Annotated in this window: 21 protein-coding genes; 7 read left to right on the top strand and 14 right to left on the bottom strand. The window is 72.1% G+C overall.

What is annotated here, in order from left to right; genetic code table 11:
• Window positions 1–11: 11 nt before the first annotated feature.
• Window positions 12–1,712, bottom strand: coding sequence for a hypothetical protein (locus AB0C03_RS12520; protein WP_357636527.1), 1,701 nt, complete (start codon window positions 1,710–1,712; stop codon window positions 12–14).
• A gap of 53 nt (window positions 1,713–1,765) precedes the next feature.
• Window positions 1,766–2,761 (bottom strand): lipoyl synthase, encoded by a 996-nt coding sequence (lipA, locus tag AB0C03_RS12515; protein ID WP_081883748.1) that lies wholly within the window; start codon window positions 2,759–2,761, stop codon window positions 1,766–1,768.
• Between the two features lie 444 nt (window positions 2,762–3,205).
• Between lipA and aspS the strand changes: the two genes are divergently transcribed.
• The gene (gene aspS, locus AB0C03_RS12510; protein WP_030330075.1) at window positions 3,206–4,492 is read left to right on the top strand and encodes an aspartate--tRNA(Asn) ligase; all 1,287 of its coding nucleotides are present in this window, start codon (window positions 3,206–3,208) and stop codon (window positions 4,490–4,492) included.
• A gap of 45 nt (window positions 4,493–4,537) precedes the next feature.
• Here the strand turns inward: aspS and AB0C03_RS12505 are convergent, their stop codons facing one another.
• From AB0C03_RS12505 to AB0C03_RS12495, 3 genes are all read right to left on the bottom strand, one after another.
• Window positions 4,538–4,930, bottom strand: a complete 393-nt coding sequence (locus tag AB0C03_RS12505) for a VOC family protein (RefSeq protein ID WP_030330073.1) — start codon at window positions 4,928–4,930, stop codon at window positions 4,538–4,540.
• Window positions 4,931–4,982: 52 nt separating this feature from the next.
• Complete coding sequence (gene lipB, locus AB0C03_RS12500) at window positions 4,983–5,624, bottom strand: lipoyl(octanoyl) transferase LipB (RefSeq protein ID WP_210865455.1); 642 nt, start codon at window positions 5,622–5,624, stop codon at window positions 4,983–4,985.
• A gap of 80 nt (window positions 5,625–5,704) precedes the next feature.
• A complete protein-coding gene (locus AB0C03_RS12495; RefSeq protein ID WP_210865456.1) occupies window positions 5,705–7,537 on the bottom strand; it encodes a DUF6311 domain-containing protein in 1,833 nt (610 codons plus the stop codon).
• 218 nt (window positions 7,538–7,755) lie between these two features.
• On the opposite strand from AB0C03_RS12495, the gene AB0C03_RS12490 reads away from it, so the two are divergent.
• On the top strand, window positions 7,756–8,997 hold the full coding sequence (locus AB0C03_RS12490) for an extracellular catalytic domain type 1 short-chain-length polyhydroxyalkanoate depolymerase (RefSeq protein ID WP_030330066.1): 1,242 nt from the start codon (window positions 7,756–7,758) through the stop codon (window positions 8,995–8,997).
• Window positions 8,998–9,105: 108 nt separating this feature from the next.
• Here the strand turns inward: AB0C03_RS12490 and AB0C03_RS12485 are convergent, their stop codons facing one another.
• Together AB0C03_RS12485 and AB0C03_RS12480 are read right to left on the bottom strand one after the other, a co-directional pair.
• Window positions 9,106–10,020: an LLM class flavin-dependent oxidoreductase gene (locus AB0C03_RS12485; RefSeq protein ID WP_030330064.1), complete on the bottom strand. Its 915-nt coding sequence runs from the start codon at window positions 10,018–10,020 to the stop codon at window positions 9,106–9,108.
• 193 nt (window positions 10,021–10,213) lie between these two features.
• Window positions 10,214–11,119, bottom strand: a complete 906-nt coding sequence (locus tag AB0C03_RS12480) for a TIGR01777 family oxidoreductase (RefSeq protein WP_030337994.1) — start codon at window positions 11,117–11,119, stop codon at window positions 10,214–10,216.
• A 320-nt stretch (window positions 11,120–11,439) separates the two neighbouring features.
• Between AB0C03_RS12480 and AB0C03_RS12475 the strand changes: the two genes are divergently transcribed.
• Window positions 11,440–12,291, top strand: coding sequence for an NmrA family NAD(P)-binding protein (locus tag AB0C03_RS12475; protein ID WP_030337993.1), 852 nt, complete (start codon window positions 11,440–11,442; stop codon window positions 12,289–12,291).
• A 30-nt stretch (window positions 12,292–12,321) separates the two neighbouring features.
• On the opposite strand, the gene AB0C03_RS12470 is transcribed toward AB0C03_RS12475, so the two are convergent.
• On the bottom strand, window positions 12,322–13,320 hold the full coding sequence (locus AB0C03_RS12470; RefSeq protein ID WP_030337992.1) for an aldo/keto reductase: 999 nt from the start codon (window positions 13,318–13,320) through the stop codon (window positions 12,322–12,324).
• Window positions 13,321–13,375: 55 nt separating this feature from the next.
• Between AB0C03_RS12470 and AB0C03_RS12465 the strand changes: the two genes are divergently transcribed.
• Window positions 13,376–13,750 (top strand): MerR family transcriptional regulator, encoded by a 375-nt coding sequence (locus AB0C03_RS12465; RefSeq protein ID WP_030337991.1) that lies wholly within the window; start codon window positions 13,376–13,378, stop codon window positions 13,748–13,750.
• Between the two features lie 88 nt (window positions 13,751–13,838).
• Here the strand turns inward: AB0C03_RS12465 and AB0C03_RS12460 are convergent, their stop codons facing one another.
• Both AB0C03_RS12460 and AB0C03_RS12455 read right to left on the bottom strand, forming a co-directional pair.
• Window positions 13,839–14,318 carry a hemerythrin domain-containing protein gene (locus tag AB0C03_RS12460; RefSeq protein WP_357636519.1) on the bottom strand — a complete coding sequence of 160 codons (480 nt, stop codon included), beginning with the start codon at window positions 14,316–14,318 and terminating at the stop codon, window positions 13,839–13,841.
• 129 nt (window positions 14,319–14,447) lie between these two features.
• Window positions 14,448–15,785, bottom strand: coding sequence for a low temperature requirement protein A (locus AB0C03_RS12455; protein ID WP_357636516.1), 1,338 nt, complete (start codon window positions 15,783–15,785; stop codon window positions 14,448–14,450).
• Window positions 15,786–15,937: 152 nt separating this feature from the next.
• Here AB0C03_RS12455 and AB0C03_RS12450 point away from each other — a divergent pair, with 152 nt between their 5' ends.
• Window positions 15,938–16,873, top strand: coding sequence for an SDR family NAD(P)-dependent oxidoreductase (locus AB0C03_RS12450; protein WP_030337988.1), 936 nt, complete (start codon window positions 15,938–15,940; stop codon window positions 16,871–16,873).
• Window positions 16,874–16,935: 62 nt separating this feature from the next.
• On the opposite strand, the gene sucB is transcribed toward AB0C03_RS12450, so the two are convergent.
• Both sucB and lpdA read right to left on the bottom strand, forming a co-directional pair.
• Window positions 16,936–18,780 carry a 2-oxoglutarate dehydrogenase, E2 component, dihydrolipoamide succinyltransferase gene (gene sucB, locus AB0C03_RS12445; RefSeq protein WP_357636512.1) on the bottom strand — a complete coding sequence of 615 codons (1,845 nt, stop codon included), beginning with the start codon at window positions 18,778–18,780 and terminating at the stop codon, window positions 16,936–16,938.
• A 66-nt stretch (window positions 18,781–18,846) separates the two neighbouring features.
• The gene (lpdA, locus tag AB0C03_RS12440; protein WP_357636510.1) at window positions 18,847–20,238 is read right to left on the bottom strand and encodes a dihydrolipoyl dehydrogenase; all 1,392 of its coding nucleotides are present in this window, start codon (window positions 20,236–20,238) and stop codon (window positions 18,847–18,849) included.
• A 178-nt stretch (window positions 20,239–20,416) separates the two neighbouring features.
• Here lpdA and AB0C03_RS12435 point away from each other — a divergent pair, with 178 nt between their 5' ends.
• Window positions 20,417–20,746: a hypothetical protein gene (locus AB0C03_RS12435; RefSeq protein ID WP_030337985.1), complete on the top strand. Its 330-nt coding sequence runs from the start codon at window positions 20,417–20,419 to the stop codon at window positions 20,744–20,746.
• Between the two features lie 47 nt (window positions 20,747–20,793).
• Here AB0C03_RS12435 and AB0C03_RS12430 read toward each other — a convergent pair whose 3' ends face one another.
• On the bottom strand, window positions 20,794–22,368 hold the full coding sequence (locus AB0C03_RS12430; RefSeq protein ID WP_030337984.1) for a leucyl aminopeptidase: 1,575 nt from the start codon (window positions 22,366–22,368) through the stop codon (window positions 20,794–20,796).
• A gap of 162 nt (window positions 22,369–22,530) precedes the next feature.
• Here AB0C03_RS12430 and gcvT point away from each other — a divergent pair, with 162 nt between their 5' ends.
• Window positions 22,531–23,661 (top strand): glycine cleavage system aminomethyltransferase GcvT, encoded by a 1,131-nt coding sequence (gcvT, locus tag AB0C03_RS12425; RefSeq protein ID WP_030337983.1) that lies wholly within the window; start codon window positions 22,531–22,533, stop codon window positions 23,659–23,661.
• Window positions 23,662–23,771: 110 nt separating this feature from the next.
• On the opposite strand, the gene AB0C03_RS12420 is transcribed toward gcvT, so the two are convergent.
• Window positions 23,772–25,070: a DUF2314 domain-containing protein gene (locus AB0C03_RS12420; RefSeq protein ID WP_030337982.1), complete on the bottom strand. Its 1,299-nt coding sequence runs from the start codon at window positions 25,068–25,070 to the stop codon at window positions 23,772–23,774.
• Window positions 25,071–25,098 lie beyond the last annotated feature (28 nt).

Raw genomic sequence — 25,098 nt, 5'->3', positions numbered from 1 at the left:
CGGCTGCGGGATCAGCGCGGCAGGTAGATGCGCCAGCCCTCGATCGTGACCAGGTCGAGGCTGCCCGGCGCGACCCGCTGCCGCTCGTCGAGCACCCCGGCCAGCGGCGAGCCGGCCGGCGCGACCCAGGCCGGCGCCGTCGCGCTGTCCACCTCCCGCCGGTACGCGGGGTAGCGGTCGAACCCGGGGCGGAGGCTGTCGTCGACGACCGCGCAGACCACCCGCTCCGCGGTGGCGAAGGTGAGCCGGTTGCAGGTCCAGTAACCGGCGCGCACGTGCCGTACGCCGAGCTGACGCAGGGTGCTCACCAACTCGGCGTGCCGGGCTTCGGCGGCCCGGGTCGCCCCGACGGTCTGCGTCGCCCGCCAGGTGGCGTGAGCGGCGGTACCCACGGTGGTGGCGAGCAGCAGCACCGCGACCGAGCGGGCCACCGTCGACCGGACGCCGTGCCGGCCGGTCGCCGCCGGTCGCAGCCCACGCCGGGCCACCGTCCACACCGGCCAGAGCAGCGCCGGCAGGGAGACGAGCAGGCAGGACAGGTAGCGGGAACTCTCCACCGGCGTGAGCCCGGCGGCGCTGCTGACGGTGTACGCGCCGAGGGTGGCCAGCGCGGCCAGCACGAGCGCCAGCCGGACCGCCGCCGCCACCCGGGGCGACACCGCGCCGGGGCCGACCTCGGCAGGGCCAGTGTCGGGGGTGCGCAGGACCCGCCAGGCGGTGCCGGCGGCGACGGCCAGCAGCAGCGGCAGGACGAGTGCCCACCACAGCTGCCAGGTGGCGCACTGGCCGGGAGCGCAGAAGCCCATGCCCAGCGGCGGGCCGAGCACCAGACCGCCGTGCAGCCGGTCCGCCCAGCCCGCGCTGGCGTTCGCGCCGCTGGCCACGAGCACGGCGTGCAGCGGGTTGCGCCCGGTCAGCAGGCTGTGCAGCAGCAGCGGGGCCGCCCCCAGCACGGCCGCCACCCCGAGCAGCGCCCCGGCGGCACCCCACAGTTCCCGGCGGCGGAACGCGACGAGGACCGCCCCGGTCGCCGCGACGTACGGCAGCACGAGCGGGTCGACCCAGAGCATCAGACCGGCCAGGAACCCCCAGGTGGCCCAGCGCGCCAGCCGCCAGCCCTGTCGCCCGGCGGACGGGCCGTCAGGTCGCCCGGTGTCGGCCGACGGCCCGGGGCGGTCGGTGGCCAGGTCCACGGCGAGCAGGGCCAGCGCCGCCGCGGCCACGTTCATCTCGGGGTAGCCGCCGCCGGCGATCAGCTGGTTCTTGACGATCCGGTCGGAGCCGAGGGCCAGCAGCACGACCATCAGCAGCCCGAACCACCGGTCCCCGGTCAGCCGCAGCGTCAACCGCCAGGCCAGCAGCAGGAACAGCGCGTACAGGGCCAGCGTGGGCAACCGCAGCCCGAGCAGCGACGGCCCACCGGCCACGGCGAACACCGGCGCGGCCAGGTACGCCTCCAGCGTGCCCATGTACTGCTGGCCGTAGAACCAGATCGGGAAACCCTCGCCCCGGGCGATGTGCAGCGCGGCCAGCCCCATGGTGGCCTCGTCGCTGTTCGTCGGCGGCGCGGCCTGCCGCAGCAGCCAGAGCCGGTAACCCACGCCGGCGAGCACTGCCAACCCGGTGAGCCAACCGACCAGGCGGGCACGTGCGCCGGGACGCGGGCGGGGCGCGCCCGCGCCGCGCGGCTGCTCGCGTACGCCGACGGTCATCACAGGATCATGACACCCGGACGTCGAACGGCCGCGCGGCGTTGCCGGCGGAGTCAGCTGACGGTGACGACCGAGGCGGCGGCGCGGGCGTCGATGGCCTGCTGGTACAGCCGGCCGGCCCGGTACGACGAACGCACCAGCGGCCCGCTCATCACCCCGGCGAAGCCGATCTCCTCGGCCTCCTCCCGCAGCTCCACGAACTCCTCCGGCTTGACCCAGCGGGTCACCGGGTGGTGGCGGGGGGAGGGGCGCAGGTACTGGGTGATGGTGATCAGCTCGCAGCCGGCCTCGTGCAGGTCGCGCAGCGCCTGCGAGACCTCGGCCCGCTCCTCGCCCATGCCCAGGATGAGGTTGCTCTTGGTGACCAGGCCGTCGGCGCGGGCCTGCCGGATCACGTCCAGCGAACGGTCGTAGCGGAACGCCGGGCGGATGCGCTTGAAGATGCGCGGCACGGTCTCCACGTTGTGCGCCAACACCTCCGGGCGGGAGCCGAAAACCTCGGCCAACTGCTCGGGGACGGCGTTGAAGTCGGGGATCAGCAGCTCGACGCCGCAACCCGGCTGCAGGGCGTGGATCTGCCGGACGGTCTCGGCGTACAGCCACGCGCCGCCGTCGGGCAGGTCGTCGCGGGCGACACCGGTGATGGTGGCGTAGCGCAGCCCCATCGAGACCACCGACTCGGCGACCCGGCGCGGCTCGTCGGCGTCGAACTCGGCCGGCTTTCCGGTGTCGATCTGGCAGAAGTCGCAGCGCCGGGTGCACTGGTCACCACCGATGAGGAAGGTGGCCTCCCGGTCTTCCCAACACTCGTAGATGTTGGGGCAGCCGGCCTCCTGGCAGACGGTGTGCAGCCCCTCGCGCGAGACGAGCCCGCGCAGCTGGGTGTACTCCGGGCCCATCTTGGCCTTGACCTTGATCCATGGCGGTTTGCGCTCGATCGGCGTCTCGGCGTTGCGCGCCTCGATCCGCAGCAGGCGCCGCCCCTCGGGGGCCGCCGTTGCGGTGCGCGCTGCCTGGCCGGTCGTCGGCGCGGAGTGCTCGATCGTCACGAAAACGAGCCTACGCCCGACGGCAGGTGTCTATGTGCGTCAGGCGACCGGCGTCACGCCCCAAACCTTGTGACGCCGGACACCGGGGTGTCGAAAATGTGCGTCACACGAGCGGGATTCGGCTGCTACGGTCACCGCCAACAGCGATGACGGAGCCAAGTAGCGTCCCGACCCGCCAGTGCAGAGAGCCGCCGGTGCTGAGAGGCGGTCTGGCGCCGGGGCGCGAAGACCCTCCCGAGCTGCGGGCAGAACGGCGAAACGCCTAGTAGAGCCCGCCCGGCTGGCCCCGGTCATCAGGCGACGAACGAGGCCTCCGCTTCGGCGGGGGTGAAGGTGTGGTGGCACCGCGAGGTTCCCGCTCGCCCACACCTGCCTGGGGCTGATGCGACGCATCGCTTCCCCCGGGCGGCGACGGCGTCGCGATCGACCGAGGAGCAGCGCGCCATGCAACGAACCCTGTCCCATCACCTGCCCGCCAGCATCGGCACGACAGTGCGGATCGCCGGCTGGGTGCACCGCCGCCGACTGCTCAAGTCGGTGGCCTTCCTGATCGTGCGGGACGCCGCCGGCCTGGCCCAGGTGGTCGTCACCGACCCGGCCGTCCGCGCCGAACTGGAGAAACTCACCGAGGAGACGGTTGTCGAGGTCACCGCCACGGCCACCGCGAACGGCACCGCGCCCGCCGGGGTCGAGCTGACCGACCCGACGGTACGTCCGCTGGGGCCGCCCGCCGCGCCGCCACCGTTCGACCTGTACCGGCCGGCGCTCACCGCGAGCCTGCCCACCCAGCTGGACCACGCGCCCACCGCGCTGCGGCACCCCACCCGCTCGGCCGCGCTGCGGATCTCGGCGGCCGCGGTGGCCGGGTTCCGGACCGCGCTCGACGCCCGCGACTTCGTGGAGATCCACACGCCGAAGGTGGTCAGCTCCAGCACCGAGAGCGGCGCGAACGTGTTCGCGCTGGACTGGTTCGGCCGGCCCGCGTACCTGGCCCAGTCGCCGCAGTTCTACAAGCAGCTCATGGTCGGCGTCTTCGAACGTGTCTACGAGGTGGGGCCGGTCTTCCGGGCCGAGCCGCACGACACCGTCCGGCACCTCGCGCAGTACACGTCGCTCGACGCGGAGCTGGGCTTCGTTGCCGACCACTCCGACGTGATGCGGGTGCTGCGCGACACACTGGCCGGCATGCTGGGCGCGGTGGACGAGCGGGCCGGCGGGGCCCTGGCGACGCTCGGCGTCACCGCGCCGCAGGTGCCGGCGGAGATCCCGGCGGTGCACTTCACCGAGGCGTTGGCGATCGCCGGCGCGCCCGCCGACGAGCCGGACCTCGCGCCCGCCCACGAACGGGCGCTGGGCGAGTGGGCCCGCCGCGAACACGGGTCGGACTTCCTCTACGTCACCGGCTACCCGATGGCGAAGCGGCCCTTCTACACCCACCCGGACCCGGAGCGGCCCGCGTACTCGAACGGTTTTGACCTGCTCTTTCGGGGTCTGGAACTGGTCACCGGCGGGCAGCGGCTGCACCGGCACGCCGACTACCTGGCGGCGTTGGCGGCCCGGGGTGAGCCGGTCGAGCCGTACGCCGGCTATCTGGACGCGTTCCGGCACGGCATGCCGCCGCACGGCGGCTTCGCCATCGGCCTGGAACGGTTCGTGGCCCGGCTGGTCGGCGCGGCCAACATCCGGGAGGTCACCGCGTTCCCGCGTGACCTGCACCGCCTGACTCCGTAGGGCTGCCCTGCCGGCCCATCCGATCGGGTGGGCCGGCAGCGGGGCTCAGGCGGGGCCGAGCAGGTCCCAGAGGTTGCCGGCGATGTCGCGGAAGACAGCGACCTTGCCGTACGGCTCGGTGCGCGGCGGCTTGACGAACTCGACGTGCATCTCGACCATCCGGCGGTACGTGGCGTCGAAGTCGTCGACCTGGAGGAAGAACCCGACCCGGCCGTGGGTCTGGTCGCCCACCGCGGCCTCCTGCCGCTCGCCGTCGGCGCGGGCCAGCAGCAACCCGGTGCCGCCGCCCGGCGGGCGGACCACCACCCAGCGCTTCGGTCGCCCGTCGTTGGTCAGCGACGGGGAGTCCTCGGCCAACTCGAAGCCGAGTGCCCCGGTGAAGAAGGCGATGGCGGGGTCGTACTCGGTGACGACAACGGTGACGAGGTCGATCTGCATTGGCCCGAGGATAGGCCGACCCTCGGTCACCCCGGCGCGCGGCCGGGCCTGCTCAGAGCGTGACGAGGGTGGAGAGCCGACGCTCGACCACCGGGAGCACGTCGGCGACGCCGATCGGGCGGCCCAGCTCGGCGGTGAGCGAGGTGACGCCGGCGTCCCGGATGCCGCACGGCACGATGCGGTCGAAGTACGTCAGGTCGCAGTCACAGTTGATCGAGAAGCCGTGCAGGGTGACGCCCCGGGCCACCCGGATGCCGATGGCGGCCACCTTGCGGGCCGGCCCCCGGTCGTCGGCGGGCACCCAGACCCCGCTGCGCCCCTCGACCCGGCCGGCGCTCAGCCCGAACTCGGCGCACACGTCGATGAGCAGCTCTTCGGTCCGGCGCACGTAGGCCACCACGTCCACCGGGTCGGGCAGGCGCAGGATCGGGTAACCGACGAGCTGCCCCGGCCCATGCCAGGTGATCTTGCCGCCGCGGTCCACGTCGACGACCGGAGTGCCGTCCATCGGCCGGTCCCACGGTTCGGTGCGCTTGCCGGCGGTGTAGACGCTGGGGTGCTCCAGCAGCAGCACGGTGTCGCCGCGCTCGCCAGCCACCACCGACTCGTGCAGGCGTCGCTGCTCGTCCCAGGCGGCCTGGTAGTCGAGCAGGCCGGCACGAACGGCCGTCAGGCCGGGGGTAGTCGTTGTCACGGCATCAAGCCTAGTCCCGCCATGGGTGATCTTCCCTGGTGAGCCGCCTCACCGGCGAAGATCACCAAGGGGGTCGGGGGCTACCGGTCAGCCGGTGGGATCCGCCAGAGCCAGACGTCGTCGACCCGCTGCGGTTCGCCGAACAGGGCGGTGGCGGTACGCCGCAGAGCCTCCTCGTCCACCTCGAACTTCGCGCCGTGCACCTGGTCGGCGAGCACCACCGTCTCGATGCGCCAGTGCCGCAGGTCCGACTGGACCTCCCGGATCGACCCGTCGGTGATGATGGGAACCAGCCCGGTCCGGCCGGCCTGGTCCATCAGGGCGCTCAGGGTGCGCGGCACCGGACCGATCCGGCCCCGGCCGTCCGGCCCACCGGGGCCGAGGAAGAAGCCTCCCGGAATGGCGAACTCGCCCTGCCGGTGCGACAACGCGTACGCCTGCCACCGCTGGCCGTCCGGGTAGATGTCCACGGTCAGCGGCAGCGGGGTCAGCACCCCGTCGGGTGACACGTACTCCCGCCAGGTGCCGGAGGTGATGAACTCCGGGATCGGCTCCCGCTCGTCGGTCAGCAGCGGGGTGGGCAGCAGCGGCGCCAGGGCCACCACGAAACCGACCAGCCAGGCCAGCTCCGTGGAGCGGTGCCGCAGTGGAGCGGCGCGCAACTGGTCGATCGTGTACGCCAGCAACAGCCCCACCACCGGCGCGACCACCAGCGCCAGCCGGGCCGGTAGCGCGGCATTCACCACCGGCAGTTGTCCGAGCAGGTCGAACGGCATGGGGAGGTCGGTGCGTCGGCCGTCGACCTTGGCGACCGGACCGAAGGAGAGCACCGTGAAGATCAGGGCGACGACGCCCAACGCCCAGAGGGTGGCCCGGCGGTGCGCGTCGGCCCGACGCCAGAGCGCGATGAAGCAGACCACTGTGAGCACCAGCAGCGGGATGCCGAAGAACGAGTTCTCCTCGGTCGGGTTGGGTGCCAGCGAGGTGCCCAACCCGACCTCGCCGGCCAGCGAGCGGCGCGGGAAGGCGGCGAACGCCGCGATGTCCTCGGAGTGGATCACCGGGTCGAAGCCGGTGCCGTGGAACCGTTGTGGCCCGGCGAAGTGCAACCACAGCGGGTACGACAACAGCACCCCGGCGACCACCGCGGTCACCCCGAGCCCGCGCAGGAAATTGGGCAGTGCGGCGCGCGCCTCGGCCCGGTTGGCCGGGTGCAGCGCCCAGATGGCGACGAACACGCCCAGCGCCAGCGCGGTGAAGAAGAGCCCTTCGGCGGCGATCGAGAAGGCCACCGCGACCAGCACGCCGAGGATCACCCCGTCGCGGAGCCAGTGCCCCGGGCGGCGCAGCGCGAACAGCCGCCAGATCAGCAGCGGCACCAGCCAACCGGCGGTCCAGTTCAGGTGCGCGTTGGCGTGCGACACCATGCCGGGGGAGTAGGCGATGAACAGCGCGCCCACCCCGGCGGCCAGGTGGCTGCGGACCAGGTGCCGCGACAGCAGCCAGTACCAGGCCAACGCCGTGGCGAGCAGGTTCAGGGTGAGGATCACCAGGAACGTGGCCGGCGGCCCGATGAGGTACGTGAGCGGGGCGAAGACCACCGCGTACACGGTGACCGTCGTGTTGACCGCGAGGTTCACGCCGTCCGGGACGTTGATCAGGTAGGTGAAGAGCGGGTTCTCCCCGTGGGTGACCGCGTGCCCGCCGAAGGCGAGCAGCCACTCGAACAGCGCCTGGTCACTGGAGTTGACGGTGATGGTCCGCACGTTCGGGTCCCGCCACAGCCCACTGGTCACCCAAACGGCGAGCGCGAGCGCCACCAGCACGACGATCAGGTCGGCCCGGCGGTTCCGGACGGCGCGCGGCGGTGACGCGGGTGCGGGCCCGGTGGCCAGCGACGGGGAGGACGGCACGCAGCGGACGTTACCAACCGGACCTGGACGGGCCGGTCAGACCTGCAAGGACGGGACCGTTGGGGACGGATTAGGTCCGCCTCGTCGATGGTTCGGCGTACACAGCGTCCGTCGTGAATGTGTGAGTGTGCGCCATGTCATGGCGGCGACACACCGTCGTAACGTCTCGGCAACTCGACCGTGACCCAGTTCACAGTCCGCCCCCTCAGGAGGCCGCCGTGCGCCGCTCCTCGTCCATCCTCACCCGGCTGCTCGGTGCGGTCGCCGGGGTCGCCCTCGCCGCCGCGGGCGTGGTCGCCATCGCCGCACCCGCCCAGGCCGCAACCCTCACCCAGGTCACCGGTTTCGGCTCCAACCCCGGCAACCTCGCCATGTACGCCTACCGGCCGGACAACCTGCCGGCCAACTCCCCGGCCGTCGTCCTGCTGCACGGGTGCGTCCAGAACGCCTCCGGCTACTTCGCCAACTCCGGCTGGCAGAAGTACGCCGACCAGTGGAAGTTCGCCCTGATCGTCGCCCAGCAGCCGTCCGGCAACAACGCCAACTCCTGCTTCAACTTCTTCGAGGCGGGCGACACCACCCGAGGCCAGGGCGAGGCGCTGTCGATCAAGCAGATGGTCGACCACGCCAAGGCGAACTTCGGGGTGAACGGCTCCCGGGTGTACGTCAGCGGGCTCTCCGCGGGCGGGGCGATGAGCGCGGTCATGCTCGCCACCTACCCGGACGTCTTCGCCGCCGGGTCGATCATCGCGGGTATCCCGTACCGCTGCGCCACCAGCATGGTCAACGCGTTCAGCTGCATGAACCCGGGTGCGGACAAGACCCCGGCCGCCTGGGGCGACCTGGTCCGTGGCGCGTACTCCGGCTACACCGGCCCGCGCCCCCGGGTGGCGATCTGGCACGGCACCTCGGACACCACCGTCACCCCGCTCAACGGCACCGAGTCCCGCGACCAGTGGACCAACGTCCGGGGCGTGTCGCAGACCCCGACCAGCACCTCGTCGCTGCCCGGCAACACCAGCCTCGAGGTGTACGGCAACGACGACGTGCGGCTCTACCGGATCTCCGGGATGGGCCACGGCACCCCGGTCGACCCGGGCTCCGCAGCCGAACAGTGCGGCACCGCCACCGCGTACTTCCTGGACACCATCTGCTCGACGTACCGTGACGCGCTCTTCTTCGGTCTGAACGGTGGCGGCACCAACCCGACCCCGACCCCGACCCCGACGGCCACCCCCACCCCCACGCCGACCCCGACCGTTACCCCGACCCCCACGCCGACCACCGCGCCGGTCTGCGTGACGGCCAGCAACTACGCGCACGTGACGGCCGGTCGGGCGTACCAGTCCGGCGGCTACGCCTACGCCAACGGCTCCAACCAGCGGATGGGCCTCTACAACACCTTCTACACCACCGCCCTCAAGCAAACCGCCCCCAACCACTGGGTGATCGGCTGCTGACCCCCCACCCCCACCCCCACCCCTGCCCCTGTTGATCAAGAGGTTTGCGTCATCCGGAAGCCGGAATCTGACGCAATCCTCTTGATCAACGGGGGCGTCAGCGTGGGATCAGGTCAGCCGGGCCAGGACCGGCGCGAGAGGCTCCAGCGCGGCCTCGCGAACCACGAACCGGGTCACCCCCCAGCGCCGTTCATGCTCCGCGACCGCCGTGATGATCTCGTCCACCGTGCCGATCAGCACGAACGGAGTGGTCAACAGCTCGGCGACGGTCATGCCGTTGCGCCGGGCCTGTTCCGCGGCGGCAGCCTCCGCGTCGTCGGTGACCATCACCGTCTGCACCAGCGCCTCCAGCGCCGGCGGGTCGGCCCGGCCGGCTGCGCCGTCGGCCACGCAGGCCAGCTGCGCCTCGATCTGGTTGGTCCGCCAGCGAGCCTCATGCTGGTGGCCGTCGGCGAGGGTACGTCCGAACCCGGTCAGCCCGACCACGTCGGCGTGCGCGCCGGCCCACCGCAGCAGGGCCGAGTTCGCCGTACCCATCGTGAGCGGGATCCGTTCCTGCACCGGCCGGGGTTCGCGCAGCACCGCCTCGCGCATCGTCAGCTCGGCCGTGTCGACGGTGACCGGGGCGCCGTCGAGCAGGGCGCGGACCGCCTCGGCGACGGCCACGCAACGACGGACCCGCCCGGCCACGTCGGGGCGTTCCCGGCCCACGGCGCGCCACTCCGCCGGGGTGTGACCGGCGCCGACACCGAGCCGGGCCCGTCCACCGGAGATCAGATCGAGGGTGGCCACGTCGGCCGCGAGCAGCATCGGTTCCCGTACGCCGAGGTTTGACACGTACGAGCCGAGCCCGATCGTCGAGGTGACCGGGGCGGCAGCGGCCAGCGCCACGAACGGTGACGTCACGTCGCCAGGGTGGTCGGCGGCGAGCAGGGCGTCGAAGCCGGCGGTCTCGGCCCGGCGGGCCAGCTCGGCCCAGCTCGCCGCGTCGGTCGGGGTGGCCTGGAGGGAGAAAGTCGCCATCGGTCCAGCTTCGGCCCACGCCGGCCCCCTGACCGCCGATTTCTGCCGAGGGCCGAACCACCCAGGGTGGGGCCGGGCGAAGCCCCACCCCCCCGCCCCTGTTGATCAAGAGGTTTGCGTCATCCGGAAGCCGGAATCTGACGCAAACCTCTTGATCAACGCCAATGGTGGTGGGTGGGTGGGTGGGTGGGGGTTAGGGGGTGGGGTTTAGGGCTGCTTTTAGGGCTTGGGGGAGCGTGGGGTGCTGGTAGGGGTAGGCGGCTCGGGCTAGGACGCCGGGCAGGACGCGGGTGCTGGTGAGGGCCTCGTGGGCGAAACCGCCGAGGACCACCTTGAGCGCCAGCGCGGGGATCGGGATGATCGCCGGGCGGTGCAGCTGCCGGGCCAGTTCACGGGTGAACTCGGCGTTCGTCACCGGGTTCGGCCCCACCACGTTCACCGGGCCGGCGATGTCGTCGTGGTCGAGCAGGAAGCGGGTCGCGTCCAGCCAGTCGGCCATCGAGATCCACGGCAGCCACTGCCGACCGCTGCCCAGCCGGCCGGCGATACCCAGCTTGAACGGCAGCAGTTGCGGCTTGAGCAGCCCGCCCTCGCGGTCCAGTGGCAGGCCGGTCCGCAGCCGCACCACGCGTACCCCGGCGTCCTCGGCCGGCCGGGTCGCGGCCTCCCACACCCGGCAGACGTCGGCCAGGAAGCCCTCGCCGGCCGGCGCGTCCTCCTCGACCGCCCGGTCGCCGGTGTTGCCGTACCAGCCCACGGCCGATGAGTTGAGCAGCACCCGGGGCCGGTCCGCGGTGGGCAGCCCGGCGATGGTGGTCGCCAGCGTGGTGGTGCTGTCCACCCGGCTGGTGCGGATCAACCGGCGGTAGTCGTCGTTCCAGCGCTTGTCGCCGACGCCCGCCCCGGCCAGGTTGACGACCGCGTCGGCCTCGGCGACGACTGCCGGGTCGAGCTGCCCGGCGGCGGGGTCCCACTGACGCTGCTGCGAGTCGCGCGGCGACCGACGGACCAGCCGGGTGATCTGGTGCCCGTCGGCGGTGAGCCGGTCGGCCAGCCGGGTGCCGAGGAAGCCGGACGCGCCGGCCAGAAGGATCCGCATACCCCCATCTTCGTCCAGAACGCCGCCGACGGATGCGCGGGGCGGCCGACGTCACCGGCTGTGGGACGGACCGGCGAGGAAATTTGCGGGACCCGCCATACGGCGCGGAGTACGCAGGTCAACGGGCCTCCCAGCGGCCGAAAAAGGCTACCGCGCGTATTCGGTGATTGCCGCGTTTCCGCAGGTCAGAGCAAACGTGAACGTGGTGTTCGCGATTGCTTCCCGCATCGATATGGCTGACCATGAGCCATCCGGTAGCACCCCCGAAAGGCGGGGTCGGCTCACCGTGCCCACCGTCGGGCGATCCCTGAGGAGGAACCATGCCGATCCTGGTGAGCGGAGCGACCGGGACCGTCGGAGGCAGCCTGGTCCGGCAACTGGTGGCCGCCGGCCACGACGTACGCGCACTGACCCGCGACCCGGCGTCACCGGCGGCCGCCGCGCTGCCCAGCGGGGTGGAGGTGGTGGCCGGCGACTTCGCCAGGCCCGACACGCTGGCACCGGCGCTGCGCGGCGTGACGCGTATGCACCTGGTCGCGATGGATGGGTACGGGCCGCTGACCACCGGCGCGGAGATCCTGGAGCTGGCCCGGAAGGCTGGCGTCCGTCGGGTCACCCACCTCGGGCACAACGATCCGAGCCGGGCCGACGACGACCCGCTGGAGGCACCGCACCGGCCGCTGCACCGGGCGGTCGAGACCTCGGGTCTGGAGTGGACACACGTGTTTCCCGGCGAGTTCATGGCGAACACCAGGGAGTGGGCGCACACCATCCGGGCCGAGGGGGTGGTTCGGGCGCCCTTCGGTGACTGGAACAGCGCCCTGGTCCACGAGGCGGACATCGCCGCGGTCATCATGGCCGCGCTCACCGAGGACGGCCACGCCGGCCGGGTGTACCAGCCGACCGGGCCGGAGCCGGTCCGCCGCCGGGACGCGGTCCAGATGATCGGCGAGGCGATCGGCCGTCCGGTGCGGTTCGACGAGCTGACCCCGGAGCAGGCCCGGGACTACTGGAAGGACACCTATCCCGCGGAGGTCATCGAGTGGTTCCTGGAGATGGGCCGGTACGTTGACGGCAACGCCTGGGTCGCCCCGGACGTCGAGCAGGTGACCGGCCGCCCCGGGCGCACGTTCCGGCAGTGGGCCGCCGAGCACGCGGACGACTTCCGGTGACGGCACCCGGGGCGTGGACCGGCCCGGTGGTCAGGCCGCGGGGGCCGGGCGCAGGTCGGCGAGCAGTCGCTCCACCTCGGCGTACGACTCGGAGCTCAGCGGGCCCAGTTCCAGGGTGGCCAGGTTCTCGTCGGCCTGGGCCACCGTGCGTAGGCCGGGGATCGGCACGGTACGGGGGCTGCGCGCCAGCAGCCAACCGAGCGCGCCCTGCGCGAGGGTGCGCCCGTCGGCGGTGAGCGCCGCGCGGACCTCGTCGACCCGGGCCGCCCAGCGCGGCGTCGGCCGGCCGTCGGTGAACCACTCCAGCCATTCCGGTGCCCGTCCGCGCACGTCGTCCGTCCCGACCGCCCGGGTCGATCCGGTGAGCAGCCCCATCGCCAACGGCCCACGGTTGAGGCTGGCCAGGTCGTGTGTGTCGCAGACCGCCAGCACCGCCGCGTTGTCGCGCAGCACCGACTCGTCGTGCTGGATCGCGGCGCAGTGCGGGCCGGCAGCCGCGAACGCCTCCGCCGAGGCGGGGTCGTCGGTGCTCCAGCCGTACGCCCGGATCTTGCCCTGGTCGACCAGGCCCTCCAGGGTGTCGACCAGATCGAGCGCGGCGGGCACCGGCAGGTCGTTGAGGTGCAGTTGGTAGAGGTCCACGTAGTCGGTGCCGAGCCGGCGCAGCGAGTCGTCCAGGCTGCGCACCGCGAAGGCCGGGCTGGCGTCGGTGCCGAGCGCCCGCCGGGTGCTCTCCTCGCTGACGTTGCCGAACTTGGTGGCGATCACCACGCTGTCCCGTCGCCCGGCCACCGCTTGACCGAGGATCCGTTCGCTGTGTCCGGCGCCGTAGTTGCTGGCGGTGTCGAACAGGGTCACCCCGAGTTCGAGCGCCCGGTGGATGGTGCGGATCGACTCGGCGTCGTCCACTTCACCCCAGCCGAACGGCTGCCCGTCGTCACCCCAGAGCGGGCCGCCGATGGCCCAGCATCCCATTCCGATAGCGCTCACCGTGATGCCGCTGCGTCCCAGCGTCCGTGTCGTCGTCATGGCACCAGCCTCCAACCTGGAGCGCGCTCCAGGTCAAGCACTAGCATCTCGCGACATGAGCGGTTACGCCCCCTCGGAGGCCGCCCGCCGCAGCGGCTTCAGCCTGGACACCCTGCGGTACTACGAGAAGATCGGCCTGCTCGCCGACGTGGAGCGGACGGCGGGCGGGCAGCGGGTCTTCACCGACGACGATCTCGGCTGGTTGGAGCTGTTCCGGTGCCTGCGCGACACCGGGATGCCGATCGCGCAGATGCGCCGATACGCGCAACTGGCCCGCGACGGTGACCACACCGTCGACGAGCGCTGTGCACTGCTGCGAACCCACGCGGTGCGGGTCGAGGAGCAGATGGGCCTGCTCCAGCGCCAGTACGAGCATCTTCGGGAGAAGATCCGCTACTACGAGCGGCTGCCCGGCCCGCCGCCGACGTGACGGTGGCAGGGCCCGGCAGTCGCGCCGGTGTGGCGGCGTCCCGGGGTCGGTGACACCGCCACATCGGCGCTCCGGAGTCGATCACGGCTCAGCCGGGCGGCGCGGTCAGGCCGAGGAGTTCCTCGGCTGTCCCGGCTCGACCGGTGAGCGCGTTCAGGGCGGTGACCAGACGCTTCTCCTCGTAGCGGAAGTGCGATTCGAGCAGGGCGGCCAACCCGTCCAGCTCACCGCGCACCTGCTCGACAGGCACCGCGTCGCCGCCGGCCAGTAACGCCTCGACCCGCTCCAGGATCCCGGCCACCACCTCGTGGTCGGTGATCAGGTTGTCGATGACCGGGCGCAGTTCGGGGACCTGCTCGGCCAGCAGCCGGAACGCGCCCGCGTCCTCGCCGGTGTGGTGTCGCCCGAGCGCGGCGCAGAAGGTCAGGCAGTGCGCCCGCAGGTGCCGTGACGGGGTGCCGAGGTCGGCCCTGAGCCGGGCCAGTTCCGCGCTGAGCCAGAGGTGGATCTCGATCATTTGATTGCCGACGGCGGCGAGCCGGTCGGCCGGTGAACCGTTTGGGTGCACGTGAGTCCCATGCTGTCCCCGCGCCTCCATGCCCACGGCGGCCTTCGTGCCGGGTGCACCGCGACGCTGCGCCGGAGTCTATCCCGATCGGACCGGCCGGCGGCGGCCCGCGCCGGGGAGCGGCAGTGGTCACGGAGTGGTCGGCTCGTCGGTCTCCCGGACGTCGTGCCAGCGCGCCCGCCAGCCGGCCTCGTGAGCCTCGTGGCTGGTCCGTTCCTGGAAGACGGCGGCCCGCAACGCGTGCCGGGACTTCGACATGACCATCACCTCCACGGCCACCAGCGCCACGCAGATCACTGTCGCGAGGGTGAGCGCGCCCAGCGCTGGCAGGTGCTGGCCGACCGGGAGGGCAGCGCTGAGCACCAGGATGACACCGATGCGGGTCCACGTGACGGTGTGCAGGGTGCGCAACTGAAAGAGCAGGTTGACGGCGAAGTAGCAGATCAGCCCGCCGAAGAGCATCGGCACCGCCGGGCCCTCGACCTTCTCCGCGATCCCGCCGGCCGGGTCGGTGATCTTGTGGAGGATCTCCTCGTTGCCGATCGAGAAGAGGATCACCCCGGCGATCATCGGCAGGTAGAGGTACGCGTACGCGTCGCGGGCCATCGCCACCCGGGGGGCACCCTCCGCCGCGTGCAGGGCGATCCGGGCGGCCGGCCCGATGAAGTCGAAGTGCGCCCACCAGAGGGCGGCGGTGACCACGATGCCGAGCGCGGCGGCGGCCACCGCCGGCCAGGTGACCGGCTTGCCGAGCAGGTTGCCGCCCACCCCCGTAGAGATGATCGACTCGCCCAGCGCAATGATCAGGATGAGGTCGTAGCGTTCCGTCCAGTGCTCGGCGCTGGTCACCCCCCAGCCCCAGGTCCCGACGATGAAGCCGGTCGCATACTGCACCACCACCACGGTGATCCACAGCCCGTCGCGGACCATGGCGGCCTGGTCGGGGTCGGTGATCTGCGGTGGGATGAGGGCGGCGGCCAGCAACAGCACGATGCTCACCGTCAGCTCCGGTGCGAACCGCCGCAGTTGCCGCCGCTCCTGTGGGCTGTCCCGCACCACATGCTGATAGAGGATCATGTGCACGGCCCGGACCACGACGTAGCTGATGGCCACCAGCATCGGGCCGGCGGCGCTCCCCTTCGGGTCGCTGAACGCCTGCGGAAGCGCCAGGGCGAACGCGAACAGGGCGACCATCGCGATCACCATGAGCACCGGGACGTAGCCCTCGCCGAGCCGGACCCGGGTGGCGACCAGGCTGTGCACCACCCAGATCCACCAGAGCACGGCGAGCACCAGGGCGGCGTGCAGCAGTTGCCGTCCGGAGATGTTCGCCGCGGTCGCCCGGGTGATGATGAAGAACGAGAAGACGAAGACCAGATCGAAGAAGACCTCGAACTTGTCCACCCGGGCCCCGGGAGCGATCGGCACGGCCGGTCCCAGCTGTCCACCCCGCCGGTAGCCGCCCACGTCCCAACTCTGGCAGCGTTCGGGCTGGTCGGAGGGTCGAACGGCGATGGCGACGGGTCCCGCGTTACCTCCGGCCCGGGTCGGGGAAACACCGGGACCGCGGCCTCCCGCAGCGGGCCGGCCGGTCCGCCCCACCCGGACAAGGATGGACAATGACGACGAACAATCCGATCAGCACTCCGTTCGCTCATCACTCCACGGCGATGGACGTGATCAAGGGCGTGGACCTCGTCGGGCGGCGGGCGGTCGTCACCGGCGGGTCCTCCGGCATCGGTGTGGAGACCGCCCGCGCCCTGGCCAGCGCCGGCGCCGAGGTCACCCTCGCGGTCCGCAACCCCGACGCCGGGCAGAAGGCCGCCGACGACATCACCGGCACCACCGGCAACGACCGGGTCCTGGTCGCCCCCCTCGACCTCGCCGACCAGGATTCGATCGCCGATTTCGTGGCCAACTGGGACGGCCCGCTGCACATCCTGGTCAACAACGCCGGCATCATGGCCGCACCCCTGTCCCGGACCCCGCAGGGCTGGGAGATGCAGTTCGCCACCAACCACCTGGGGCACTTCGCGCTCGCCACCGGGCTGCACCGGACCCTCGCGGCCGCCGACGGGGCCAGGATCGTCTCGGTCAGCTCCGCCGCCCACCTGCGCTCACCGGTGGTCTTCGACGACATCCAGTACGACAACCGGGAGTACGAGCCGTGGCAGGCGTACGGGCAGTCCAAGACGGCCAACGTGCTCTTCGCCGTGGAGGCGACCCGGCGCTGGTCCGACGACGGCATCTACACCAACTCGCTGATGCCCGGCGCGATCCAGACCAACCTGCAGCGCTACGTCAGCAAGGAGGAACTGGACCGGATGCGGGCGGGCAACGCGGCGGCCTGGAAAACCGTCGAACAGGGCGCCGCCACCTCGGTGCTGGTCGCCGCGTCACCGCTGCTCGACGAGGTGGGTGGGCGCTACTTCGAGGACTGTCAGCAGGCTGCCCCCGCCCAGCCCGGTGGGCGAACGGGCGTCGCCGAGTACGCGCTGGACCCGGAGGCCGCCGAGCGACTCTGGCAGGTCTCGACCGCCCTGCTCAAGGGCTGAGCAGCCCCACGCAAAGGGCGCCCCGGTCGACGACCGGGGCGCCCTTTCGGCGTTCAGGCGGATCAGGCCAGGCCCAGCTCCGACTCGAAGTTGCCGCCCTCCAGCCGCTCCTTGACCGCGGTCAGGAAGCGGGCCGCGTCGGCACCGTCGATCAGGCGGTGGTCGTACGACATGGCCAGGTAGACCATCGACCGGACCGCGATGACCTCGCCCAGCTCCGGGTCGTTGACCACGACCGGACGCTTCACCACGGCGCCCGTGCCGAGCATCGCCGACTGCGGCGACGGCACGATCGGCGTGTCGAAGAGCGCGCCCCGGCTGCCCGTGTTGGTCAGCGTGAAGGTCGCCCCGGCCATCTCGTCTGGGGTGATCTTGTTGTTCCGGGTGCGCTCGGCCAGGTCGGCGATCCGCTTGGCGATGCCGCCCATGTTGAGGTCACCGGCGTTGTGGATGACCGGCACGAGCAGCCCGCGCTCGGTGTCCACGGCGATGCCGAGGTGCTCCGCGGCCGGGTAGGTGATCGTGCCACCGTCCAGGTCCATGCTGGCCTGGATGATCGGGTGGGTCTGCAGCGCCTCGATGGCGGCGAGGGCGAAGAACGGCAGGAAGGACAGCTTCACGCCGTGCTTGGCCAGGAACGAGTCCTTGGCCTGGGCCCGCAGCTTGGCGACCTTGGTGACGTCGACCTCGACGACAGTGGTGAGCTGCGCCGTCTCGTGCAGCGACTGCTGCATGCGCTTGGCGATGGTCGCCCGGATCCGCGGGAGCTTCTCCGTGGTGCCCCGCTTCGCGCTGGGCTGCGGCTTGGCGGCCGGCTTCGGTGCGGGCGCCGACGGCGCGGCGGCCGGCTGTGCCGCCGGAGCCGGCGCGGCCTTGGCGGCCCTGGCCTTCTCGGCCGCGTCGAGGACGTCCTGCTTGCGGATCCGGCCACCCACGCCGGTGCCGTTCAGTGCGGCCAGGTCGACGCCGTGCTCGCTGGCGAGCTTGCGCACCAGCGGAGTCACGTACCCGGCGGCCTCCTCGCCGCCACCCGGCGCCGGGGCGGACGGACGCGGCGGCGTCGAGGTGGCAGCGGCCGGCTGCGCGGCCTGCTCGGTCTTGGCCGGCTGCGCCGAGCTCTCGGTCTCCGCGGCGGGCTCGTTGTACGACATGCCGGGGGTCGGCTCCTCGACCTTCGGCTCCGGCTTCGGCTCGGCCTTCGGCGCCGGCTTGGCCTCCGCCTTCGGCTCGGGCTTCGGCTCCGGCTTGGCCTGGGCGGGGGCTCCGCCGGCGGCACCGATGATCGCCAGGTCGGCGCCAACCGCTGCGGTCTCGTCCTCGGCGACCTTGATCTCCAGCACCGTGCCGGCGACCGGCGACGGGATCTCGGTGTCCACCTTGTCGGTGGAGACCTCCAGCAGCGGCTCGTCGACCTCGATGGTCTCGCCGACCTGCTTGAGCCAGCGGGTGACAGTACCCTCGGTGACGCTCTCACCCAGGGCCGGCATCTTCACCGGGGTGCCCTCGCCCGACGAGGTGGCGGCCGGAGCCGGCTCCTCGGCCGGGGCCTCGTCCTGGGCGACCTCGTCGGCGGTGCCCTCGGCGGCGGCCGTCGGCTCGGCGGCCGGCTCGACCGCCTCGGCCGGGGCCTGCTCCTGCCCGGCGGTCTCGCCACCGCCGGTCGACTCGCCCTCACCGGCGATGACGGCCAGCTCGCTGCCGACCTCGGCGGTCTCGTCCTCGCCGACCACGATCCGGCTCAGCACGCCCGCAGCGGGCGACGGGATCTCGGTGTCGACCTTGTCGGTCGAGACCTCGAGCAGGGGCTCGTCAACCTCGACCGTGTCGCCCTCCTGCTTGAGCCAGCGAGTGACGGTGCCCTCGGTGACGCTCTCGCCGAGCCGGGGCATGGTGACCGATACCGGCATTTTCTGAGACTCCTTCATTCCCCTGGTGGGATCTTCGCCCGTCGCCGGACGCCGCGGTTTGGATGATCAGGCGTGCGAGTGCAGCGGCTTGCCGGCGAGGGCCAGGTGCGCCTCGCCCAACGCCTCGTTCTGGGTCGGGTGGGCGTGCACGAGCTGGGCGACCTCCGCCGGGTACGCCTCCCAGTTGTAGATGAGCTGCGCCTCACCGATCAGCTCACCCACCCGGGCGCCAACCATGTGGACGCCGACCACCGGGCCGTCGTTGACCCGGACCAGCTTCACGAAACCGGTGGTCTTGAGGATCTGGCTCTTGCCGTTGCCGCCCAGGTTGAAGTTGAGGGCGGTGACCTTGTCGGCGCCGTACTGCTCCTTGGCCTTCGCCTCGGTCAGGCCGACCGACGCCAGCTCCGGGTCGCAGTAGGTGACGCGCGGGATGCCGGCCTCGTCGATCACGGCCGGGGTCTGCCCGGCGATCTCCTCGGCCACGAAGATGCCCTGCTGGAAGCCGCGATGGGCGAGCTGGAGGCCGGGCACGATGTCACCGACCGCGTAGACGTTCGGCACGCTGGTACGCAGCCGCTCGTCGGTCAGCACGTAGCCGCGGTCCATCTTGACGCCCTGCTCCTCGTACCCGAGGTTGGCGGTGTTCGGACCGCGACCGACGGCGACCAGCAGCAGCTCGGCCTCGACGGTCTCGCCGCCCTGGATGGTCAGCTTGACGCCGTTGTCGGTCTTCTCGACCTTCTCGAACGGCTTGCCGACCTTGAAGTTGATCTTACGCTTGCGGAACGCCCGCTCCAGCGCCTTCGACGACTCCTCGTCCTCGGCGGCGACCAGCCGGGGCAGCGCCTCGACGATCGTCACGTCCACACCGAAGGACTTCCACACGCTGGCGAACTCGACGCCGATCACGCCGCCACCGAGCACGATCACCGACGACGGCACCCGGTCCATCGTGAGCGCGTGGTCGCTGGTGATGATCCGCTCGCCGTCGACCTCCAGGCCGGGCAGGCTCTTGGCGTACGAGCCGGAGGCCAGGACGATGTTGCGGCCGGTGTAGCGCTTGCCGTCCACCTCGACGACGTTCTTGCCGACCAGCTTGCCCTCGCCGGCGACGAAGGTGATGTTCTTCGAGCCGCTCACCAGGCCCTGCAGGCCCTTGTAGAGGCGGGAGATCACGCCGTCCTTGTACGAGTTCACGCCGGCCATGTCGATGCCGATCAGCTCGGCCTTGACGCCGAACTGCTCCGACTCGCGGGCCTGGTCGGCGATCTCCGCCGCGTGCAGCAGGGCCTTCGTCGGGATGCAGCCGTTGTGCAGGCAGGTCCCGCCGAGCTTGCCCTTCTCGATCAGGGCGACGGAGAGGTCAAGCTGGGCGGCGCGCAGGGCCGTCGCGTAGCCGCCGCTGCCACCTCCGAGAATGACGATGTCGAAGGTCGCTTCGTTCGGCTCGCTCACGTCCAACTCCCAGGTCGCGTCGCTGCATCGGGGGTCACAGGGGTGTAACACGGACACACCCCACCTCGGTCATCTTGTCACCACTGAGCACAGGGTGCGTACTGAGGTGCCCAACGACACGTCATCGACACGTACCCTTGGCACCGTTGTCGATGACGCACGGTGGGGGAGAGATCCGGTGGGGTTGTTCCGGCGCCGCAAACAGGCGGCTGTGCCGAGCCGTGACCGTGCCGCCGATCGTGGCGATCTGGACCATCTGGAGAACTTCATCCGGAGTCGGCGCGGCGTCGAGGCGTTCATCGAGCCGCGGACGACGGTGACGGAGACCACCGTCATCCTGATCGCCGACGACGGGGAGTGGACCCGCCGCCGGATCGACGGGCCGGACGGGGCGCGACGCTTCGCGTACCGGATGGGCATCCCGGTGTACGACGTCCGGCTGATGGGCTACCCGCAGCGGATGCGCGACTTCAACGAGCGCCGCAAACGCCGCCCCGAGCGGTACTGAGAAGGGGCCCCCGGCGTCGACCGGAGGCCCCCTCGATGTCCGTCGCGTCAGCCGTTGGCGGCGACGTCCTCGACGAGCTGCACCAGGGTGCGGACCGGAACGCCGGTGCCGCCCTTGGTCCAGTAGCCGGTCGGCTCGCCCGAGTGGTAGCCCGGCCCGGCGATGTCGATGTGCGCCCAGGCCACGTCGTCGGCCACGAACTCACGCAGGAACACGCCGCCCTGCAGCATGTGACCGGCCCGGTCCATGCCGGCGTTGACCTGCGAGATGTCCGCCACGTCCGACTCCATGCCCTTACGGACGTCGTCGGGCAGCGGCATCGGCCAGGCCGGCTCGCCGACGGCGTCGCCGGCCACCTTCACCCGGTCGCACAGCTCCGGGGTGCCCATCACGCCGGCCACCCGCTTGCCCAGCGCGATGACCTGGCCGCCGGTCAGGGTGGACGTCTCGAACAGGTAGTCGGTGCCGTCGGCGCAGGCGCGGGCGATGGCGTCGCCCAGGATCATCCGGCCCTCGGCGTCGGTGTTGAGCACCTCGACCCGCTTGCCGTTGAACATGGTGATCACGTCACCCGGGCGGTAGCTGGTGCCCGAGGGCATGTTCTCGGCCATCGGCAGGTACGCGCTGACCGCCACCGACGGCTTCAGCGCGGCGATCGCCAGCATGGTCGCGCCCACCGCGGCGGCGCCCGCCATGTCGGACTTCATCTCCCACATGCCCTGCGCCGGCTTGATCGAGATGCCGCCGGTGTCGAAGGTGATGCCCTTGCCGACCAGCGCGACCCGCTTGCCGTTGCCGCCGCCCTGCGGGGTGTAGGTCAGCTTCACCAGCCGCGGCGGGGCCTCCGAGCCCTGCCCGACCGCCACGATGCCGCCGTACCCGCCGGCGGCCAGCGCCGCCTCGTCCAGCACCTCGACGTCGAGACCCGCCTCGCGCGCCGCGCTCGCCACCGCGTCGGCGAACGACGGCGGACGCAGCTGGTTCGGCGCGGTGTTCACCCAGTCCCGGCTGAGCCGGACCGCGCCCGCCACCGCCTGCGCTCGGGCGACCTCCGCCTGGGCGTTCGCGTCGCCGGCGTCCGGCACCGCGATGAGCACCTCGGCCACCGGCTCCCGCCGGGTCGGCTGGGGCCGGGTCTTGTACCCGGCGAACCGGTACCCACCCAGCAGCGCCCCCTCGGCGACCGCCCGCAGCTCGGCCGACGCGTCCGCGTCATCCGGCAGCGGCAGCGCGAGCGCGACAGTGCGCGCGCCGGCCAGGGCCCGGATCGCGGCACCGGCGGCCCGGCGCAGCGTCTCCGGGGCCGGTGCGGCGCCCGACGGCTCCGGGCCGAGCCCGACCGCGGTGACCAGCGGGGCGGTCACGGTGCCCAGGGTGGCCAGCTTGATGACCTCACCCGGCCCGCCGGTCGCGCCGAGCAGCGCGAGCGTCTCGGTCAGCTTGCCGTCGAACGCGGCCGCGATGCTCTCCGCGCCGCTGGCGAGCAGCAGGGTGCCGGCGAGGCCGCTGGTGGCGCCCTGCTCTCCGGTCTGGCTGTGCACGCCGATCACGATCGCGTCGACGGCGAGCTCGGCCGGGTCGGTGTCGACCAGGCTCAGGTTGGTGGTGCGGGGTGAAGTCACTGAAGCTACTCCGGGCGGGCCGGGCCGGTCGCGGCGTCGCGTACCAGCGGTGAAGGTCTCCGGCGGAACCTACCTGCCGGACGTCATGGCTGTCCCGCCGACGGCGCCAGCGGGCTCCCGCCGATGCTAACCAGCGGCGTTGCCCCCGGTAAGTTGCCACCCATGACCGACGTGACCTCCGACGCCGCCGCGACCCGGCTGCGCCGTTCCCCGCTGCACGAGCGGCACACCGCCGCCGGAGCCAAGTTCGCCCCCTTCGGGGGCTGGGAGATGCCGCTGGAGTACGCCGGCGGGGGAGTGCTCAAGGAGCACACCGCTGTGCGTACGGCGGTCGGGGTCTTCGACGTGTCGCACCTGGGCAAGGCCCGGGTGAGCGGCCCCGGCGCGGCCGACTTCGTCAACTCCTGCCTCAGCAACGACCTGGGCCGGATCGGCCCGGGCCGGGCGCAGTACACACTCTGCTGCGACGACGCCACCGGCGGCGTGGTGGACGACATCATCGCCTACCTCTACGCCGACGACCACGTCTTCCTCATCCCGAACGCGGCGAACACCGCCGAGGTGGTACGCCGGTTGCGCGCCGCCGCGCCCGCGCAGGTGACAGTCACCGACGAGCACGAGGCGTACGCGGTGCTGGCCGTGCAGGGCCCCCGCTCGGCCGAGTTGCTGGCCGCCCTGGACCTGCCCACCGAGCACGGGTACATGAGCTTCTCCGCCGCGAGCCTGGCCGGGGTGGAGCTGACCGTCTGCCGTACCGGCTACACGGGCGAGTTGGGCTACGAGCTGGTGGTGCCGGCAGAGCACGCGGTAGCGGTCTGGGACGCGCTCTTCGCCGTCGGCGCGACGTTCGGGCTGCGCGCCTGCGGGCTGGCCGCCCGGGACACGCTGCGCACCGAGATGGGTTACCCGCTGCACGGGCAGGACCTCTCCCTGGACATCAGCCCGGTGCAGGCCCGCTCCGGCTGGGCGGTCGGTTGGGACAAGCCGGCCTTCTGGGGCCGCGACGCGCTGCTCGCCGAGCGGGCCGCCGGCCCCCGGCGGACGCTGCGCGGCCTGGTGGCCGTGGACCGGGCCATCCCGCGCCCCGGCATGACCCTGCACGTGGGTGACGTCCAGGTCGGCACCGTGACCAGCGGCACCTTCAGCCCGACGAGGAAGCAGGGCATCGCCCTGGCCCTGCTCGACACCGACGCCAACCTCGCGGACGGTGCCGAAGTCGAGATCGACATCCGAGGCCGCCGAGCCCCCCTGACCCTCACCAAACCCCCCTTCGTAACCCCCTCGGTGAAGTAACCCCACCCGCCTTCAGCGTTGATCATGAGGTTGACGGGCCATTTGGAGATCAACGGCCCCGTCAACCTCATGATCAACCCCAATTCGGCGGGGGTGGGCGGGGCGGGGGGTTAGGGGGTTTGGGGTTTGGGGGGTTCGCCGGAGTCCAGGACTGCCTGGGTCCAGCCGCCTTCGATGACGCCTGTCGCGTCCAGGACGGCCCAGTCGACCACGTCGGAGGTCTCCACCACGACCGGGGCTCCGATGCGGACGCTCTGGTCGGTGTTGGCGTCGCTGGCGCTCACGCCCACGATCCGCTCCGGGACCTCCCACGAGGTGACGCCCGCCCAGACGTACTCCGGGCCGTCGTCCCCGGGCAGGCCGTACTTCACCACCAGCTGCGACTCGGTGGGGAACCGACCGGCGACGAACCGGGCCCGCGCGTCACCGAGCGCGGCCCGGGCGGTGGCGACCGCACGGCTCATCGCGTCACCGGAGCGTGCGTAGCGCACGTCCGGCTGGATGCCGGAGAACAGCGTGGCACAGGCGGCGGCGTAGTACCGCCCGTCCGGGCCGGGATGCCCGGCCGGCGGGCGCAGGCTGAGGAACGAGTCGGCCTCCGGGTCGGTCGCCGGGTCCAGTTCGAGGCGGAGCAGCACCGGGGCGGTGGCACCGTGCTGCTCCGGATTGCCGTACGCCACGGCGATGTCGTGCCCGGTGACCGTCGCCAGCACCGGCAGCTGCACGAACGCCGGCACCTCCTCGCCGGTGAGCCCGTCGGTCCAGTCCCGCAGCAGCCGGCGGGCCGCCCCGGTCATCACCGCACCCCAGGCGCGGGTGAGGTGGTCGGGCACCCCCTGGGTCTGCAACTCCAGCAGGCCGAAGCGGCGCAACCCCTTCGTGGTGAACCACAGGCCCTCGGTGTCCGAGGAGTACGGCACCAGCACCCAGTCGACGAGCCGGATGCGGCCCTGCTCGTCCGGGAGGGACCGCAGCGCGGTCGCCGGGTCGAGGAACTGCAGACCGAAGACGTCCACCACGTCGCTGTCGACGGATTCGGCCACGGCCGCCGCGACCGCCCGGGCGGCCCACTCGTGTGCCGGCGGCCAGCCGGGCCGGTACTCGGCCTGGACGACCACCAGGTGCGTCGCCGCCGCCAGCCGGGCCAACTGCTCCTCGGTGGCGCCGAACGCGGTGAGCAGGTCCGGCGGCAGCTCCGGGAACTCGCTGATCGGCCGGGTGTCGACGCTCATCAGCGGACTGTCGAGCATCTGCCGGGCCAGCCCGTGCACCGGCTCGGCGAGCCGGCCGGTCAGGGCCGCCACCGCGGTCTTCGCACTGACCTTCGGCAGCCCCGTCATCGGCACCAGGTAGGTCGCGCTGAGCGACTCCGGCACCGGTACGGGCAGGAAGTCGTCAGTGATGAGCATGGTGGGATCCCCCGGTGGCCGTGCCGGT

It is taken from the genome of Micromonospora parva (genome assembly GCF_040649675.1).
Classification (GTDB): domain Bacteria; phylum Actinomycetota; class Actinomycetes; order Mycobacteriales; family Micromonosporaceae; genus Micromonospora; species Micromonospora parva.
This window is presented reverse-complemented; position numbering and strand designations above follow the sequence as displayed.

Excerpts from the sequence above, each read along its gene's own strand:
- AB0C03_RS12505 (WP_030330073.1), bottom strand. The coding sequence starts at position 4,930 with ATGCAGATCGACCTCGTCACCGTTGTCGTCACCGAGTACGACCCCGCC.
- AB0C03_RS12470 (WP_030337992.1), bottom strand. The coding sequence starts at position 13,320 with ATGACGACGACACGGACGCTGGGACGCAGCGGCATCACGGTGAGCGCT.
- AB0C03_RS12420 (WP_030337982.1), bottom strand. The coding sequence starts at position 25,070 with ATGCTCATCACTGACGACTTCCTGCCCGTACCGGTGCCGGAGTCGCTC.
- AB0C03_RS12465 (WP_030337991.1), top strand. The coding sequence starts at position 13,376 with ATGAGCGGTTACGCCCCCTCGGAGGCCGCCCGCCGCAGCGGCTTCAGC.
- AB0C03_RS12475 (WP_030337993.1), top strand. The coding sequence starts at position 11,440 with ATGCCGATCCTGGTGAGCGGAGCGACCGGGACCGTCGGAGGCAGCCTG.
- gcvT (WP_030337983.1), top strand. The coding sequence starts at position 22,531 with ATGACCGACGTGACCTCCGACGCCGCCGCGACCCGGCTGCGCCGTTCC.
- AB0C03_RS12520 (WP_357636527.1), bottom strand. The coding sequence starts at position 1,712 with ATGACCGTCGGCGTACGCGAGCAGCCGCGCGGCGCGGGCGCGCCCCGC.
- aspS (WP_030330075.1), top strand. The coding sequence starts at position 3,206 with ATGCAACGAACCCTGTCCCATCACCTGCCCGCCAGCATCGGCACGACA.
- AB0C03_RS12450 (WP_030337988.1), top strand. The coding sequence starts at position 15,938 with ATGACGACGAACAATCCGATCAGCACTCCGTTCGCTCATCACTCCACG.
- AB0C03_RS12480 (WP_030337994.1), bottom strand. The coding sequence starts at position 11,119 with ATGCGGATCCTTCTGGCCGGCGCGTCCGGCTTCCTCGGCACCCGGCTG.
- AB0C03_RS12485 (WP_030330064.1), bottom strand. The coding sequence starts at position 10,020 with ATGGCGACTTTCTCCCTCCAGGCCACCCCGACCGACGCGGCGAGCTGG.
- sucB (WP_357636512.1), bottom strand. The coding sequence starts at position 18,780 with ATGCCGGTATCGGTCACCATGCCCCGGCTCGGCGAGAGCGTCACCGAG.